The following is a 15435-nucleotide window of genomic DNA, read 5'->3' as shown; positions in this document are numbered from 1 at the left end:
TGAGCACGTCGTCTTTTTGTCCAGATAGTCAACGCCGAAGGAGTCACTCATGCCTCGCGTCAAACGTGGTGTAACAGCCCGCGCTCGTCACAAGAAAGTTCTCGCCCTGGCCAAGGGTTTCCGTGGTCGTCGCAAGAACGTCTACCGCATCGCCAAACAGGCGGTCATGAAGGCAGGTCAATATGCCTACCGTGACCGTCGCGCCAAGAAGCGCGAGTTCCGCCGTCTGTGGATCGCTCGTATCAACGCCGCCAGCCGTTCGCTGGGCCTGACCTACAGCCGCTTCATGGCTGGCATCAAGAAGGCTCAGATCGAAATCGACCGCAAGGTCCTGGCTGATCTGGCCGTCAACGATCCCGCTGCATTTGCCAGCATCGTGGAAAAGGCCAAGGCTCAACTGGCCGCCTGAACGGGCAGCCAGAACGATCAGCAGACAGCAAGATGCTGCACCGGCCGTCACCGTGGGCAACCCGGTGGCCGGTGATCCAAAGGCCAACCCCACGGTTGGCCTTTTTTTTCGACACGAATCCATGAACGACCTCGATCAACTGGTGCAATCGGCCCAGGCCGCCTTCGCTGAAGCCGCCACCCCGGCCGACCTGGAAAACGCCAAGGCCCGCTTTCTGGGCAAGTCCGGCAGCCTGACCGAGCTGCTCAAGGGTATGGCCGCCCTCAGCCCTGAGGACAAGAAAACCCGCGGCGCGGCCATCAACCAGGCCAAGCAGCAGGTCGAGGCCTTGCTGAACGCCCGGCGTCAAGCCCTGGCCGATGCCGAGCTGGCCCAGCAACTGCAGGCCGAGCGACTGGACGTGACCTTGCCGGGGCGCCGCCGAGGCGAGGGCGGTTTGCACCCTGTCTCGCTCAGCATTGAGCGCCTGGAGGCCATTTTTGGCTCCATGGGCTTTGCCGTGGCTGACGGCCCGGAGATCGAGACCGACTGGCACAACTTCACCGCGCTGAACACGCCTGAAGACCACCCGGCGCGCTCCATGCACGACACCTTCTACGTGGAAGGCGGTCACCTGCTGCGCACGCACACCAGCCCGATGCAGGTGCGTTACGCCATGCAGCACGTGCGCGACCATGCCGAGGCCCTGGCGCGCGGCGAGCGCATGCCCGAGATCCGAGTGATCGCACCAGGGCGCACCTACCGGGTGGACAGCGATGCCACGCACTCGCCCATGTTCCATCAGTGCGAAGGCCTGTGGATTGGCGAGAGCGTCAGCTTCACCGACCTCAAGGCGGTGCTGGGCGATTTCTTCAGCACCTTCTTCGAGACCGACGAGCTGGACATCCGCTTCCGCCCCTCGTTCTTCCCCTTCACCGAACCGTCGGCTGAGGTGGACATTGCCTTTTCATCGGGCCCCTTGAAGGGCCGGTGGCTGGAAGTGGGCGGTGCCGGCCAGGTGCACCCGAATGTGGTGCGCAACTTTGGGCTGGACCCGGAGCACTACATCGGCTTTGCATTTGGCCTGGGCCCGGACCGCCTGACCATGTTGCGCTATGGTGTGAACGACCTTCGTTTGTTCTACGAAGGCGACCTGCGTTTCTTGCAGCAATTCAACTGAGGATGCCCGCATGACCACCACCAGTGCCACCCCCGCCACCACCATCCGCGCCTGGGCCGCCCACGAGGCCGCCAAGCCTCTGACGCCGTTCACTTTTGAGCCCGGCCCTCTGGGTGTGGAGGAAGTGGAAATTCAGGTGGAGCACTGTGGCCTGTGCCATTCCGACCTGTCCCTGATCGACAACGAGTGGGGATTCTCGGCCTACCCGATCGTGGGTGGGCACGAGGTGGTGGGTACCGTGGTGGCCCTGGGCGGCCAGACCAAGGGCCTGAAGCTGGGCCAGAAGGTGGGCGTGGGCTGGATGGCCGCCAGCTGCATGGCCTGCGCCAGTTGCCTGGGTGGCGAGCCGCAACTGTGCCGCGCCGGGCAGCCCACCATCGTGGGCCACCATGGTGGGTTTGCCGATCGGGTGCGGGCGCACTGGCTGTGGACCTGCCCCATCCCCGAAGGCCTGAACCCGGCCAAGGCCGGCCCGCTGCTGTGCGGTGGCATCACGGTGTTTTCGCCCTTCCTCACCCACAACATCAAGCCCGTGCACCGCGTGGGCGTGGTGGGCATTGGGGGGCTGGGCCACCTGGCCTTGAAGTTCGCGCGGGCCTGGGGCTGTGAGGTCACGGCCTTCACTTCCAGCGAGTCCAAGCGTGACGAGGCCATGGCACTGGGCGCGCATCGCGTGGTCTCCAGCACCGATCCCAAATCGATGAAGGCCGTGGCTGGTCAGTTGGACATGGTGCTCGTCACCGTCAACGTCATGCTGAACTGGAAGGCGCTGATGAGCACGCTGGCGCCCAATGGCCGCCTGCACCTGGTCGGCATCCTGCCGCAGCCCATGGAGGTCGAGGCCTTCCCGCTGATCGGTGGGCAGCGCAGCGTGTCGGGTTCGCCCACCGGCTCGCGACAGGACATCGACACCATGCTGGCCTTTGCCGCCCGCCACGGCATCGAGCCCCAAACCGAACATTACCCCATGAGCCGCATCAACGAGGCCCTGGACCACCTGCGCGCCGGCAAGGCCCGCTACCGCGTGGTGCTGGACGCCGATGCGGCGCCATGAGTTGAGCTGTCACAAGCACTGAACCGAATCCCCGAGGATCTTCTCCATGCAATTCCCCGAGTCCTGGCTGCGCACGTTCTGCAACCCTGATCTGAACACGCAGCAACTGGCCGATCTGCTCACCATGGCCGGTCTGGAGGTTGAAGAGCTGCAACCTGTGGCGCCTGCCTTCACGGGTGTGGTGGTGGCCCAGGTGATGGAAGTGGCCAAGCACCCCGATGCCGACCGCCTGAACGTGTGCAAGGTGGACGCTGGCACGGGCGAGTTGCTGCAGATCGTCTGCGGGGCGCCCAATGTGCGCCCGGGCATCAAGGTGCCTTGCGCCACGGTGGGCGCCGAGTTGCCCCCCGGGGCAGATGGCAAGGCCTTCGTCATCAAGAAGGGCAAGCTGCGCGGGGTGGAGAGCTTCGGCATGCTGTGCTCGGCCAAAGAGTTGGGCATTGCCGAAGAGTCCAATGGCCTGCACATTCTGGCCGATGAGGCCCCCGTGGGCGTGAGCATCCGCGATCACCTGCGTCTGGACGACACCCTGTTCACGCTCAAGCTCACGCCCAACCTGGCGCATTGCCTGAGCGTGGCCGGCATCGCGCGTGAGGTGTCGGCCCTGACGGGCGCGCCGCTGACCCTGCCGACCACGCAGCCGGTGCAGCCAGCCATCGACGCCACGGTGCCGGTGCAGGTGGCGGCGCCCGATCTGTGCGGCCGCTTTGTGGGTCGTGTCATCCGCGGGGTCAACCCACAGGCCGCCACGCCCGACTGGATGGTCGAGCGCCTGGCCCGTTGCGGTCAGCGCCCCGTGTCGCCGCTGGTGGACATTTCCAACTACGTCATGTTCGAGCTGGGCCAGCCCTCGCACGTGTTCGACCTGGACAAGATCCAGGGCGGCCTGACGGTGCGCTGGGCGAAGGCGGGCGAGACGCTGAAGCTGCTCAACGGCAACACCGTGTCGCTGGACGAGCAGGTGGGCGTGATCGCCGATGCGCAGCAGGTGGAATCGCTGGCCGGCGTGATGGGCGGCGACAGCACGGCAGTGGGTGACGACACCCGCAACGTCTACCTGGAGGCGGCCTTCTGGTGGCCCAAGGCCATCGCTGGTCGCGCACGCCGCTACAACTTTTCGACCGATGCCTCGCACCGCTTCGAGCGCGGTGTGGACCCGGCGCCCACGGCCCAGCACCTGGAGCGCATCACGCAGCTGATCCTGGAGATCTGCGGCGGTGACGCCGGCCCGGTGACCGACCAGGTGGTGCGCCCGGTGGAGCGCCCGCCGGTGACCTTGCGCCTGTCGCGCGCCCAGCGCGTGATCGGCATGCCCGTGAGCCAGCAAGACTGCGAAGGCGTGTTCCAGCGTCTGGGCCTGTCGTTCCAGACCCAGGCCACGAATGGCGATGTGCACCTGGTGGTGAACCCGCCCAGCTGGCGCTTTGACCTGCAGATCGAAGAAGACCTGATCGAAGAGGTCGTGCGCGTGATCGGCTTTGACAAGCTGCCGCGTCGCGCGCCCAAGGCGCCGGTGGTGTCCGAGGTGCGCCCCGAGGCTCAGCGTGGTCTGTATGCCGTGCGCCGCGCGGTGGCCGCCCGGGGCTACCAGGAAGCCATCACCTTCAGCTTTGTGGAAGCCCGCTGGGAGGCCGACTTTGCCGGCAATACCCAGCCAATTCAGCTGCTGAACCCCATCGCCAGCCAGTTGTCGGTGATGCGCTCGACGCTGATCGGCTCGCTGGTGGAGGTGCTGTGCACCAACCTGTCGCGCAAGGCCGAGCGCGTGCGCGTGTTCGAGTTGGGTCGCGTGTTCCAGCGCGATGCCAGCGTGAACGATGGCGCACAAACCGTGGCCGGTTTGCACCAGCCCGTGAAGCTGGCGGGCCTGGCTTATGGCCCTGCCGACGCCGTGCAGTGGGGTGTGGCCCAGCGCCCGGTTGATTTCTTTGATGTGAAGGGCGATGTGGAGGCCTTGCTGGCACCACGCGAGGCCCGCTTCGTGCCGTTCGAGCACCCCGCCTTCCACCCTGGCCGCTGCGCCCAGGTGATGCTGGATGGTCAGCCCGTGGGCGTGATTGGCGAGCTGCACCCCAAGTGGCGTCAGGCCTACGACCTGCCGCAGGCGCCCGTGCTGTTCGAGCTGGACGTGCCCGCCTTGGCGGCGCGTCAGGTGCCGCGCTTCAGCAGTGTGCCCAAGATGCAGTCCGTGCACCGCGATCTGGCCCTGGTGGTGGCGGATCAAACCTCCTTCGATGCCCTGATGGCCGCCATCCACGAGGCGCCCACCGAGGGGCTGGTGCGCGACGCCCGTTTGTTCGACATCTACAAGCCCAAGACGCCCGTGGCCGGGATCGGTGACAATGAGCGCAGCTTGGCCGTGCGGGTCTCACTGCGCGACGACGAGCAAACCTTGACCGACGAGCGCATCGACGCCGCGATGAAGGCCGTGCTGAACAGCCTGTCGGAGCGCGTGGGCGCCCGGGTGCGCGCGTGAGCCAGGGGAGGGCTCGCCCATGAACGACAAGATCAGCGATCTGACGGTGCTGTTGCCGTCCATCGAGACGCCGACGCTGACCAAGGCCGAGCTGTCCGAACTGTTGTTCGAGCGGCTGGGCCTGAACAAGCGCGAGTCCAAGGACATGGTCGAAGCGTTTTTCGAGTTGATCAACGACACCCTGGTCGAAGGTCGTGACGTGAAGCTGTCGGGCTTTGGCAACTTCCAGATCCGTCGCAAGGCACCTCGCCCGGGGCGCAACCCCCGCACGGGTGAGGCCATCCCCATCAAGGCCCGTAACGTCGTCACCTTCCACGCCAGCGCCAAGCTCAAGGGGCTGGTGCAAGGTGATGCCGCCGATGGTGAGGACTTGGAGTAAAGTCCGAAGTTCTGCCCCAGGTCACGCCGGTGATCGGGAGTTTCTGACGGGTGCAACCCAAGTTGTCCATGGCCAATCACGAGCGCTCTGAGTCCGGGCGGATCGAGGGGGTGTTGCCCCCCATCCCTGCCAAACGCTATTTCACCATCGGTGAAGTCAGCGAGCTGTGCCTGGTCAAGCCTTACGTCTTGCGCTACTGGGAGCAGGAGTTCGCGCAACTGCGACCCATGAAGCGCCGAGGCAATCGCCGTTATTACCAGCACCACGAGGTGCTGTTGATTCGTCGCATACGCGAGTTGTTGTACGAACGCGGATTCACGATCAGTGGCGCGCGCAACGAGTTGGCGGTTCATGGCATGGAGCCCGAAACCGAAGAAGGGCTTGCGGATGCGCTTGAGCCTGTGGTCGATCGCGATCGGTCTGTGGGCACTGGTCACCGATTGCCCGCCCGCCCAGGGGCATGGGCGCATGCAGCATCACAGCCGTTGATGGCCTCCGGTCTGGCGTCGGCCGATTCGCAACTGCCCGCGCCCGACTTGACGGGGCTGGAGGCGGCGTCGCCTGAGGCGGTTGCAGCCCTGCGTGCCACCTTGTTGTCGATTCGCGACTTGTTGTCGTGACCGAGCAACCTGGGCGGTGCGCTGGCGCTGAAGCCTCAAAACATGCTATAGTTCAAGTCTTCGTCGGGGCGTAGCGCAGCCTGGTAGCGCACTTGCATGGGGTGCAAGGGGTCGCGAGTTCGAATCCCGCCGCCCCGACCATTGAAGGACACGAGCCCAGCAGAGCAATCTGCTGGGCTTTTTGTCTTGTGTGGTCTGGCCTGAGCGTGCGCCACTCAAGACCTGCTGCGTGCGCCTTTGGTGTGCTTTGATTTGATGTGTTTTTGCAGCGTGCGGTCAAATTCTTGTTGAAGCACCACCGGAAAGGCCGCGCTGACCGAGCCGATGGCCAGTGGCCTGAGTCGCTCGAACAGGGTGAGCATGCCGGCCAGCGCCTGAGGGTCTGGTGGCAGGCCTTGTGCCTTGGCTTGCGCCTGTGTCTCGGCCAGACGCTGCAGCAGCGTCATGAACAGCTCATCCACATAACTGCGCGCCAGTGCACGGCAGTGTTTGATCAGAACGTCCTGCAAGTCCAGCACGGTGTCCAGTGGCACTTGCAACTCGGCCAACTGCACGCCGATGCGCTCCAGTGACGGGCTGAGCATTTCCACCTCGTCTGGCCCGACCTCGCGGTACAGACCATTCTTGCGCAAGCGCTCTTTTTGCGCCGGGGTGGCCGCAGTGTGCCAATGGGCGGCCATGTCGGCGATGGCTTTGCGTTGGGGGGGCTCCACCGTGAAGAATGTGGTCGAGAACAGCTCGCTGATCAGCGAATACTCCGACCACGCGCCTTCAGGCGTATGCGAGAGCATGCGCTTGATGGCCTCCAGCCGAAACCCTTGTGCGCGCAGATCGCGGATCAACTCCAGCTTGCCCTGGTGTGCCGCGTCATACAGGCCAAGGCGGCCCTTCAGGCGTGGCGGCGGCAGCAGTCCGGCGGTTTGATAGGCGCGGATGTTGCGCACGCTCACGCCTGTGCGCGCGGCCAGCTCTTCAACATTGAACTCCGGACCCGGCATGCGCGCCTGTCTGGCGCGCACCCTGGATCGCGGTGTGGACGACTCTGGCATGAATCAAGACAGCTCAGCGGTGCCGCATGCCGATCAGGGTCAGCACTTGATGCCCATGTGCAGGGCCACCACACCGGCGGTCATGTTGTGCACATCGACGTGACCAAAGCCCGCATCCTTCATCATGGCTTTGAGGGTGGCCTGATCGGGGTGCATGCGAATGGACTCGGCAAGGTAGCGGTAGCTTTCTTCGTCATTGGCCACCAGCTTGCCCAGCTTGGGCAGGATGTTGAAGGAGTACCAGTCGTAAGCCTTCTCCAGTGGCTTGGCCACCTTCGAGAACTCCAGCACCAGCAGTCGGCCGCCCGGCTTGAGCACGCGGCACATTTCCTTGAGGGCCAGGTCCTTGTGGGTCATGTTGCGCAGGCCAAAAGCCACCGACACGATGTCGAATGTGTGCGCCGGAAAGGGCAGCTTTTCAGCATCGCACAGCGTGGTCGGCAGGGCCATGCCGCTGTTGATCAGGCGGTCCCGTCCGGTGCTCAGCATGGCCAGGTTGATGTCGGTGTGCACCACCATGCCGGAGGGGCCCACCCTCTTGGCGAATGCCTCGGACAGATCGCCTGTGCCGCCAGCGATGTCCAGCACTTTATGACCAGGTCGAACGCCGCTGGCCGTGATGGTGTAGGCCTTCCACAGCCGGTGCATGCCGGCCGACATGAGGTCGTTCATCACGTCGTACTTGTTGGCCACCGAATCGAACACGCCGCGAACGCGGCTGGCCTTTTCTGATTCGTCGACCTGCTGGAAACCAAAGTGTGTGCGGCTCATGGCGGCAGTTTACCGGTTTGTTGGGCGCCGTCGGTCTCAGGCCACCTCTGGCAGGGGCTGCAGCGCCCTGGCACAGGCCATGGCCGAGGCCCATGCCCATTGGAAGTTGTAGCCTCCGAGCCACCCTGTCACGTCCACCACCTCGCCGATGAAATGCAGACCGGCCACCCGCTTGCTCTCCATGGTCTGGGAGCTCAGCTCGCGCGTGTCCACACCGCCTGCAGTCACCTCGGCCTTGGCGTAGCCCTCCGTGCCTGCCGGCAGGATGTGCCAGTGGTTGGCCGACGCGCCCAGTGCCTCCAGATCCTTGTCCTTGTGCTCGGCCAGAGGGGCGCCAGGGCGCAGGCCCACGACCCCGCCTGTGCTGCCTTGGCAGAACTGCTCCAGCCATGTCTGGGCCAGGCGCTGTGGCGCTGCGTCTCCCAGGGCCAAGGCCCACTCGGTGGCCAGTTGCTTGCGAGAGCCGACCTTGGCCTGCTTGAGCAGGCCTGCCAGCTCATGCTGCGGCGCCAGGTTGATCTGCAGCGTCTGCCCCGGTTGCCAGAAGCTGGAGATTTGCAAGATGGCGGGGCCGCTCAGGCCCCGGTGCGTGAACAACAGGTCCTCCAGAAAGCTCACGGTGTGGTGCCTCGAGCGTTTGCCGCCATCCACCACCTCGGCGCTCACCAGCACTTCCAGCGAAATGCCCGCCAGGGGCACGAATGGGGACCAGGTGTCGGCAGAGAACGTCAGCGGCACGAGGGCAGGGCGCAGCGGCACGATGGCGTGGCCCCATTGGGCTGCCAGTCGCTGCCCGAAATCCGTGGCCCCGATCTTGGGAATGGACAAGCCCCCCGTGGCGATGACCAGTTGGTGGGCGCGTACTGGCCCGCGCTCCGTGTCCAGCTCGAATCGGCATCCGTCATCGGCCAGGGTGCGTCTGATGTCCTGCACCGCACAGGGCTGCCACCGGGTGACACCGCCTTGATCGCATTCGGCCAGCAACATCCGGATGATGTCGTCGGCCTTGTGGTTGCAAAACAGCTGCCCCTTGTGCTTTTCATGCCAGGCGATGCCATGTCGTCCCACCAGCGCCAGAAAATCCTGCGGGGTGTAGCCGGCCAGTGCAGAGCGACAAAAGTGCGGGTTCTCGGACAGGAAGTTCGTGGGCCCGACCTCGCGGTTGGTGAAGTTGCAGCGACCTCCGCCGGAAATGCGCACCTTCTCGGCCACTTTCGCGGCGTGGTCGATGAGCAGCACGCGCAGGCCTCGCTGCCCGGCCACGCCAGCGCAGAACAGGCCCGCCGCTCCGGCGCCCACCACGATCACATCAAACACATTGGACATGCGCACATTGTCGCCGCTTGGTGGCCGGTGCATGGGCTTGCCACCCACATGGGGCGATGAACTGCGCCACAATCAGCGCCGAGGTCGACCGCCTGACAGGTGGGCTGGTTGACGTGATGACCCCAGTTGAAGGAGCAGCAAGGCCATGGCCATGGATGTGGTGGATTACGAAATCAAGGGCGCCGAGATGCAGTTTGTCGAGGTCGAACTCGACCCCGGCGAAGCAGCCATCGGTGAGGCTGGCAGCATGATGTTCATGGACATGGGCATCACCATGGACACCGTGTTCGGTGACGGCTCTCAGCAAACCGGTGGACTGTTCGGCAAATTGCTGGGGGCTGGCAAGCGGCTCATCACTGGCGAGAGCCTGTTCACCACCATCTACACCAACCAGGGGCAGGGCAAGCGCCGCGTGGCATTTGCGGCCCCCTATCCGGGCAAGATCGTCCCGATGGACCTGCGTGAACTGGGCGGTACCTTGATTTGTCAGAAGGACTCGTTCCTGTGTGCTGCCCGGGGCGTTTCCCTGGGCATTGCGCTACAGCAGCGCCTGGGCACAGGCTTTTTTGGTGGCGAGGGCTTCATCATGCAGAAGCTCGAAGGCGACGGGCTGGCGTTCGTGCATGCCGGTGGCACCGTGGTGCGCCGTGAGTTGAAAGCGGGCGAATCGCTGATGATCGACACGGGCTGCGTGGTCGCTTACACCGGCGGCGTCGATTTCGACATCCAGTACGTCGGCAAGGTCAAAACCGCGCTGTTCGGCGGCGAGGGCCTGTTCCTGGCGCGCCTGACAGGTCCCGGCCACGTCTGGCTGCAGAGCCTGCCGTTTTCTCGACTGGCGTCGCGCATCTTTGCTGCAGCGCCCCAGACCGGCGGCGGTACGCGCGAACAAGGTGGCCTGCTGACCGGTGTGGCCGGCGGTGGTTTGCTCGGAGGTCTGCTGGGAGGCGATCAAGAATGAGCGTGGCCGAGGCCGCCTCGCGGTGGGGCGACGTGTGGGGGGCGGCCTGGCGTGCGGTGCTCTACGGTTTGTTGTGGCGTGTCCAGTGGATCAGCGCCGCTCCGTTGCTGTTCAGTGCTGTGCTGCTGGGGGGGCTGGCGTGGTGGGGATGGACGCCGGCCAATGAGGCGGTTCGCCAGGCCCTGGACCAGTGGGGGTGGAGTCAGGCGGCGCTGGACTGGCTGGACGCCATGGGCTGGTCGTCTTTGAGGGCTGCGCTGGTGCCCTTGCTGATATCGCTCATCTCCATCCCGGTGATCATCGTGGTGTGTTTGCTGGCGGTGGGGGCGCTGGCCGCGCCAGCGATGGCCAAACTGGTACAGCAACGGCGCTTTGTGGCGCTCGTGCCTCAAGGCCAGGTGCCTTGGTGGAAATCGCTGGGTGAATCGTTCCGGCTCACGGCGGTGGCCGTGTTGGCCTTCGTGCTGACCCTGCCCTTGTGGTTGTTGCCGCCAGTGGCCGGCCTGGTGGTGCCTTTGGTCTGGGGTTGGCTGGCCTATCGTGTGATGACCCTGGATGTGCTGGCGGACTGGGCCAGTGAGCAGGAGTTGGCTGCCTTGCTGAAGCAGCACCGCGGGCCGCTGATGTTCATGGGGGTGGCCTCAGGTTACATGGGGTCGATGCCTGCGATGTTGTGGGCGGCCGGCGGTGTGCTGTCATTCGCGCTGGCCCCCGTGCTGGTGCTGGTGTCGGTGTGGCTTTACACGCTGGTGTTCTGTCTCACCGGATTGTGGTTTGCGCATTACCTGATGCAGGCGTTGCATCAACTGAGAAGTCGGCAGGTGCCGGTGGAGGGCAGGGCATGGTTGGGCTGATCATCATCGGCGACGAAATCCTCAGCGGGCGTCGCCAGGACAAGCACCTGACCAAGGCCATCGACGTGCTGTCCCAGCGCGGCATGGCCGTGTCGTGGGCCCACTACGTGGGTGACGATCCGCCGCGCATCACGCAGCGCTTGCGCGAAGCGCGTCAATCCGGCGAGGTGGTCTTTTCGTTCGGCGGCATTGGTGCCACCCCGGATGACCACACCCGCGCCTGCGCTGCCCGTGCGTGGGATACCTCACTGGTGTCGCACCCGCAGGCCCGAGCGTTGATCCTGGCCCGCTGCGAAGAGATGGCGCAACAAGAAGGCGTGGTCATGGACGTTGACAGCGAAGACGTTCAGCGTCGCCTGCAGATGGGTTGCTTCCCCGCCGGGGCAGAGATCATTCACAACCCCTACAACCGCATCCCCGGGTTCTCCATGGAGCGGCGGGTGCATTTTGTCCCTGGCTTTCCGGTCATGGCCTGGCCCATGATGGAGGCGGTGCTGGATCAGTGGCATCAAGACCTGCATGGCAGCGCCGTTCAGCGAGAGCATGCCGTGGTGGTTCGCCGCGGCATCGAGTCACGGCTGACGCCGCTGATGTTGGACATCGAGGCGCGCCATCCAGGCATCAAGGTGTTCAGCCTGCCCAGTGTGGACCATCCCGAGCATGGGCGGCACGTTGAGCTCGGGGTCAAAGGACGGCCAGAGCTGGTGGCGGCGGCGTTTGAGGATCTGCGCGCCGGCCTTTCCCATCTTGGTGCGGACATAGGCCCCGAAATGGTGCGAAACTGAGGTTGGCTTTTTTGTGCACCAACATGGCGCAAATGCGGGCCTTCTGGCGAGCGATTCCCTGAGCGCTCAGGGTGAAAATGGTGCAGCGCAGCATCTTGCGCACGCCTCCTGTGCGACCATCGCGCCGTTGGCTTGTTGTCGCAGGCCACATTTTTGGGCCGCGCTGGCAGCGACGAGGTGTCGGCCCGATTTGGGCACGGATTCTGCTATTACACTGCCGTGCGGTTGTTTCAATCCGAAGCAGCCCCCCAACAATCCTCTTGTATTCATTCAAGCCTCTCGCTAGGAGCACCTGATGGCCAACAAGACCGTCGCCGACGTGATGAAGATGGTGAAGGACAACGAAGTCAAGTTCGTTGATTTCCGCTTCACCGATACCCGTGGTAAGGAACAGCACGTGTCTGTGCCTGTTTCCCACTTTGACGAAGACAAGTTCACCTCGGGCCACGCGTTCGACGGTTCCTCCATCGCCGGCTGGAAGGGCATTGAAGCCTCCGACATGCTGCTGATGCCGGACCCCAACACCGCCAACATCGACCCCTTCTTCGAAGAACCCACCCTGCTGCTGACCTGCGACGTCATCGACCCGCACGACGGCAAGCCCTACGAGCGCGACCCCCGCTCGCTGGCCAAGCGTGCTGAAGCCTACCTGAAGGCCTCGGGCCTGGGCGACACCGCCTACTTTGGTCCTGAGCCCGAGTTCTTCGTGTTCGACAGCGTGCGCTGGAACGCCGACATGTCCGGCTGCTTCGTGAAGATCGAGTCCGAAGAAGGCGCCTGGAACACGGGCAAGGACTACGAACACGGCAACAGCGGCTACCGTCCCACCGTCAAGGGCGGCTACTTCCCCGTGCCTCCGGTCGACAGCGGCCAGGACATGCGCTCGGAAATGTGCCTGATCCTCGAATCGATGGGCATCCCGGTTGAAGTGCATCACCACGAAGTGGCCAACGCCGGTCAGATGGAAATCGGCACCAAGTTCGCCACGCTGACCCAGCGCGCCGACTGGCTGCAACTGCAAAAGTACATCATCCAGAACGTGGCCCATGCCTATGGCAAGACCGCCACCTTCATGCCCAAGCCCATCGTGGGCGACAACGGTTCCGGCATGCACGTTCACCAGTCGATCTGGAAGGACGGCAAGAACCTGTTCGCTGGTGACGGCTACGCTGGTCTGAGCGAATTCGCGCTGTACTACATCGGCGGCATCATCAAGCACGCCCGTGCCCTGAACGCCATCACCAACCCCGGTACGAACTCGTACAAGCGTCTGGTGCCTGGCTTCGAAGCCCCGGTGAAGCTGGCCTACTCGGCCAAGAACCGCTCGGCCTCGATCCGCATCCCGTACGTGGCCAACCCCAAGGGTCGTCGCATCGAAGCTCGCTTCCCCGATCCTTCTGCCAACCCCTACCTGGCCTTCGCTGCACTGATGATGGCCGGTCTGGACGGCGTGGAAAACAAGATCCATCCGGGCGAAGCCGCCACGAAGGACCTGTACCACCTGCCGCCGGAAGAGGACAAGCTGATCCCGACCGTGTGCCACAGCCTGGATCAGGCTCTGGAAAACCTGGACAAGGATCGCGCATTCCTGACCAAGGGTGGCGTGTTCACCGATGCTTACATCGATGCCTACATCGACCTGAAGATGCAGGAAGTCACCCGCTTCCGCATGACGACTCACCCGATCGAGTTCGACATGTACTACTCGCTCTGATTCCTGATCAGAGTGTCTGTAAAGGGCGACGCAAGTCGCCCTTTTTCATTGGGGCCGATCGCTTTGGCGTGGATGGTTTCATGGTGTCACCGCGCTCATCCCGCTTGCGGGCATACTTGGGTGTGAGGCCAGACCAACGGAGACCGAGCGTGAGTTCATTGCCAACGACCCTGTCATCGCCCCTGCAGGGGGGGCGCGCGTTTGCCTGTTGGCTGATGCTTGGCGTGTTGGCCGCAGGCGCGGCGCATGCCCAGGACAAGCCGGTGTACAAGTGCCCCGGCAATCTGTACACCGATGCCTTGTCGTCCAAAGAGGCCCAGTCGCGGGGGTGTCGCACACTGGACGGCGCGCCCATCACCGTGATTCAAAGTGTGCAGCGAACGGCGCCCACGCGCTCGTCGGCCGCCGCGCCCAGCGATGGCGAGCGCATCAGTGCCGACAAGCAGAAGTCCATGGACACCGACGCCCGTCGCATCCTGGAAGCCGAGTTGCGCAAAGAAGAAGAGGCGCTGACCGGCTTGCGCCAGGAATACAACAACGGGCAGCCAGAGCGCCGTGGGGATGAAAAAAACTACCAGAAGTACCTGGACCGCGTCGAACAACTCAAGGCCGAGATCGCCCGCCGTGAGTCCAATGTCGCATCGCTGAAGCGCGAGCTTGGCAAATTCTCTTCAGCGTCCCAATGAAAGTCATTCTGTGAGCCGAGTCCAGCAAGTTCCTGCCACCGCCAGCAGATCTCCCCGGCTGGGGCTGACGGCGGGCGCCCACCGGCTGCCCGATGACGCCGATCAATGGTCTGTGCTGGATCACCTGGCCTCGATGGTGGCCATCGTCGAACCCGATGGGCGTTGCCTGTTCGCCAACACCACTTTCGAGGAAGTGCTGGGCCTGTCCAGGCGGGCCGTTCTGGGTGAGTCCATCTTCGACTGGTTTGCCGACTCGGCCATGCTGCGCGAAATCGTCACGGCGGTGGCCCGCAACGAGTACGCCACCAGCCGCCTTCAAGCCGAACTCAAGCGCCACCCCAATCTGTATGCCGACGCCCTGCACGTGCAGGTGATCGTCACCCGCTATGGCCATGGCGACCAGGTGCTGGTCGAGCTGGTTGAAATTGAGCAGCAAACCCGCCAGGATCGTGAGGAGCGTGCACTGGATCAGGTGCAGGCCAACAAGGAGCTCATTCGCAACCTCGCGCACGAAATCAAGAACCCGCTGGGCGGCATCCGTGGTGCGGCACAGTTGCTCCAGATGGAGCTGGATGACAAGTCGCTCATCGAATACACGCAGGTCATCATCCATGAGGCGGATCGCCTGCAGTCTCTGGTGGACCGGTTGCTGGCCCCGCATCGACGTCCCCACCTGGTGGGCGACGTCAACATCCATGAGGTGTGCGAGCGTGTCCGCTCGGTCATCCTGGCGGAGTTCCCCAAAGGGCTGAAGGTCTGGCGGGACTACGACACCTCCATCCCGGAGTTCCGGGGTGATCGTGAGCAACTCATCCAGGCCCTGCTGAACATCGCGCACAACGCCGCCCAGGCCCTGTCCGAGCGCTTGGCCACGCATGATGCGCGCATCGTGTTCAAAACACGCGTGGCCCGTCGGGTGACCATCAACCGGCAGCTGTATCGCCTGGCACTGGTCTTGCATATTGAGGACAACGGGCCGGGCATCCCCGAGACCTTGCGTGACCGCATCTTCTACCCGCTGGTATCGGGGCGAGACGGTGGGTCGGGTTTGGGTCTCACCCTGGCGCAAACCTTCGTTCAACAGCACCAAGGCACCATCGAATGCGAGAGCGAGCCAGGGCACACGGTCTTCAAGATCACCATTCCCTTGCCCTGACGCCCTCATTGACGTGTGACTGGGTGCGCCTCATTG

15 protein-coding genes and 1 tRNA gene are annotated in these 15435 nt (G+C 64.1%); 13 read left to right on the top strand and 3 right to left on the bottom strand.

The window, feature by feature from the left end:
* Nucleotides 1–49: 49 nt before the first annotated feature.
* The 7 genes from rplT (at nt 50) to WNB94_RS02360 (ending at nt 6238) form a co-directional block, all read left to right on the top strand.
* The gene (gene rplT, locus WNB94_RS02390; RefSeq protein ID WP_341388136.1) at nt 50–409 is read left to right on the top strand and encodes a 50S ribosomal protein L20; all 360 of its coding nucleotides are present in this window, start codon (nt 50–52) and stop codon (nt 407–409) included.
* Between the two features lie 121 nt (nt 410–530).
* Complete coding sequence (locus tag WNB94_RS02385; protein ID WP_341388135.1) at nt 531–1568, top strand: phenylalanine--tRNA ligase subunit alpha; 1038 nt, start codon at nt 531–533, stop codon at nt 1566–1568.
* A 10-nt stretch (nt 1569–1578) separates the two neighbouring features.
* Nucleotides 1579–2622 carry an NADPH-dependent aldehyde reductase Ahr gene (ahr, locus tag WNB94_RS02380; RefSeq protein WP_341388133.1) on the top strand — a complete coding sequence of 348 codons (1044 nt, stop codon included), beginning with the start codon at nt 1579–1581 and terminating at the stop codon, nt 2620–2622.
* 46 nt (nt 2623–2668) lie between these two features.
* Nucleotides 2669–5098 (top strand): phenylalanine--tRNA ligase subunit beta, encoded by a 2430-nt coding sequence (pheT, locus tag WNB94_RS02375; RefSeq protein WP_341388131.1) that lies wholly within the window; start codon nt 2669–2671, stop codon nt 5096–5098.
* A 19-nt stretch (nt 5099–5117) separates the two neighbouring features.
* Entirely contained in the window at nt 5118–5477 is a 360-nt protein-coding gene (locus WNB94_RS02370) for an integration host factor subunit alpha (RefSeq protein WP_341388130.1), read from the top strand.
* A gap of 68 nt (nt 5478–5545) precedes the next feature.
* Complete coding sequence (locus WNB94_RS02365; protein ID WP_341388128.1) at nt 5546–6097, top strand: MerR family transcriptional regulator; 552 nt, start codon at nt 5546–5548, stop codon at nt 6095–6097.
* A 64-nt stretch (nt 6098–6161) separates the two neighbouring features.
* Nucleotides 6162–6238: transfer RNA gene (locus tag WNB94_RS02360), tRNA-Pro, on the top strand.
* A gap of 74 nt (nt 6239–6312) precedes the next feature.
* Here WNB94_RS02360 and WNB94_RS02355 read toward each other — a convergent pair.
* The 3 genes from WNB94_RS02355 to WNB94_RS02345 are packed head-to-tail and all read right to left on the bottom strand — an operon-like array spanning nt 6313 to nt 9243.
* Nucleotides 6313–7146, bottom strand: a complete 834-nt coding sequence (locus WNB94_RS02355; RefSeq protein WP_341388126.1) for a MerR family transcriptional regulator — start codon at nt 7144–7146, stop codon at nt 6313–6315.
* 39 nt (nt 7147–7185) lie between these two features.
* On the bottom strand, nt 7186–7917 hold the full coding sequence (gene ubiE, locus WNB94_RS02350; RefSeq protein ID WP_341388125.1) for a bifunctional demethylmenaquinone methyltransferase/2-methoxy-6-polyprenyl-1,4-benzoquinol methylase UbiE: 732 nt from the start codon (nt 7915–7917) through the stop codon (nt 7186–7188).
* A 36-nt stretch (nt 7918–7953) separates the two neighbouring features.
* Nucleotides 7954–9243 (bottom strand): BaiN/RdsA family NAD(P)/FAD-dependent oxidoreductase, encoded by a 1290-nt coding sequence (locus WNB94_RS02345; protein WP_341388123.1) that lies wholly within the window; start codon nt 9241–9243, stop codon nt 7954–7956.
* A 145-nt stretch (nt 9244–9388) separates the two neighbouring features.
* Between WNB94_RS02345 and WNB94_RS02340 the strand changes: the two genes are divergently transcribed.
* The 6 genes from WNB94_RS02340 (at nt 9389) to glnL (ending at nt 15399) form a co-directional block, all read left to right on the top strand.
* Complete coding sequence (locus WNB94_RS02340; protein ID WP_341388122.1) at nt 9389–10204, top strand: TIGR00266 family protein; 816 nt, start codon at nt 9389–9391, stop codon at nt 10202–10204.
* On the top strand, nt 10201–11058 hold the full coding sequence (locus WNB94_RS02335) for an EI24 domain-containing protein (protein ID WP_341388121.1): 858 nt from the start codon (nt 10201–10203) through the stop codon (nt 11056–11058). Before WNB94_RS02340 ends, WNB94_RS02335 begins: the two co-directional genes overlap by 4 nt.
* Complete coding sequence (locus WNB94_RS02330) at nt 11046–11843, top strand: competence/damage-inducible protein A (protein ID WP_341388119.1); 798 nt, start codon at nt 11046–11048, stop codon at nt 11841–11843. The genes WNB94_RS02335 and WNB94_RS02330 overlap by 13 nt, the downstream gene beginning before the upstream one ends.
* A 295-nt stretch (nt 11844–12138) precedes the next feature.
* Nucleotides 12139–13557, top strand: coding sequence for a type I glutamate--ammonia ligase (gene glnA, locus WNB94_RS02325; RefSeq protein WP_341388118.1), 1419 nt, complete (start codon nt 12139–12141; stop codon nt 13555–13557).
* 149 nt (nt 13558–13706) lie between these two features.
* Nucleotides 13707–14243 (top strand): hypothetical protein, encoded by a 537-nt coding sequence (locus WNB94_RS02320; protein WP_341388117.1) that lies wholly within the window; start codon nt 13707–13709, stop codon nt 14241–14243.
* A gap of 58 nt (nt 14244–14301) precedes the next feature.
* Nucleotides 14302–15399 carry a nitrogen regulation protein NR(II) gene (gene glnL / locus WNB94_RS02315; RefSeq protein ID WP_445819039.1) on the top strand — a complete coding sequence of 366 codons (1098 nt, stop codon included), beginning with the start codon at nt 14302–14304 and terminating at the stop codon, nt 15397–15399.
* Nucleotides 15400–15435: the final 36 nt, after the last annotated feature.

Origin of the sequence: Aquabacterium sp. A3 (assembly GCF_038069945.1) — a bacterium.
In the GTDB taxonomy this organism is placed as follows: domain Bacteria; phylum Pseudomonadota; class Gammaproteobacteria; order Burkholderiales; family Burkholderiaceae_C; genus Aquabacterium.
The sequence above is the reverse complement of the archived record's forward strand: the minus strand, read 5'-3'. Positions and strand labels throughout refer to the sequence as shown.

What these genes read in the sequence shown, in the direction of transcription:
- WNB94_RS02385 (WP_341388135.1), top strand. Translation starts at nt 531, where the DNA reads ATGAACGACCTCGATCAACTGGTGCAATCGGCCCAGGCCGCCTTCGCT.
- WNB94_RS02335 (WP_341388121.1), top strand. Translation starts at nt 10,201, where the DNA reads ATGAGCGTGGCCGAGGCCGCCTCGCGGTGGGGCGACGTGTGGGGGGCG.
- glnA (WP_341388118.1), top strand. Translation starts at nt 12,139, where the DNA reads ATGGCCAACAAGACCGTCGCCGACGTGATGAAGATGGTGAAGGACAAC.
- WNB94_RS02330 (WP_341388119.1), top strand. Translation starts at nt 11,046, where the DNA reads ATGGTTGGGCTGATCATCATCGGCGACGAAATCCTCAGCGGGCGTCGC.
- WNB94_RS02365 (WP_341388128.1), top strand. Translation starts at nt 5,546, where the DNA reads ATGGCCAATCACGAGCGCTCTGAGTCCGGGCGGATCGAGGGGGTGTTG.
- rplT (WP_341388136.1), top strand. Translation starts at nt 50, where the DNA reads ATGCCTCGCGTCAAACGTGGTGTAACAGCCCGCGCTCGTCACAAGAAA.
- WNB94_RS02345 (WP_341388123.1), bottom strand. Translation starts at nt 9,243, where the DNA reads ATGTCCAATGTGTTTGATGTGATCGTGGTGGGCGCCGGAGCGGCGGGC.
- ahr (WP_341388133.1), top strand. Translation starts at nt 1,579, where the DNA reads ATGACCACCACCAGTGCCACCCCCGCCACCACCATCCGCGCCTGGGCC.
- pheT (WP_341388131.1), top strand. Translation starts at nt 2,669, where the DNA reads ATGCAATTCCCCGAGTCCTGGCTGCGCACGTTCTGCAACCCTGATCTG.
- WNB94_RS02340 (WP_341388122.1), top strand. Translation starts at nt 9,389, where the DNA reads ATGGCCATGGATGTGGTGGATTACGAAATCAAGGGCGCCGAGATGCAG.
- WNB94_RS02355 (WP_341388126.1), bottom strand. Translation starts at nt 7,146, where the DNA reads ATGCCAGAGTCGTCCACACCGCGATCCAGGGTGCGCGCCAGACAGGCG.
- ubiE (WP_341388125.1), bottom strand. Translation starts at nt 7,917, where the DNA reads ATGAGCCGCACACACTTTGGTTTCCAGCAGGTCGACGAATCAGAAAAG.
- WNB94_RS02370 (WP_341388130.1), top strand. Translation starts at nt 5,118, where the DNA reads ATGAACGACAAGATCAGCGATCTGACGGTGCTGTTGCCGTCCATCGAG.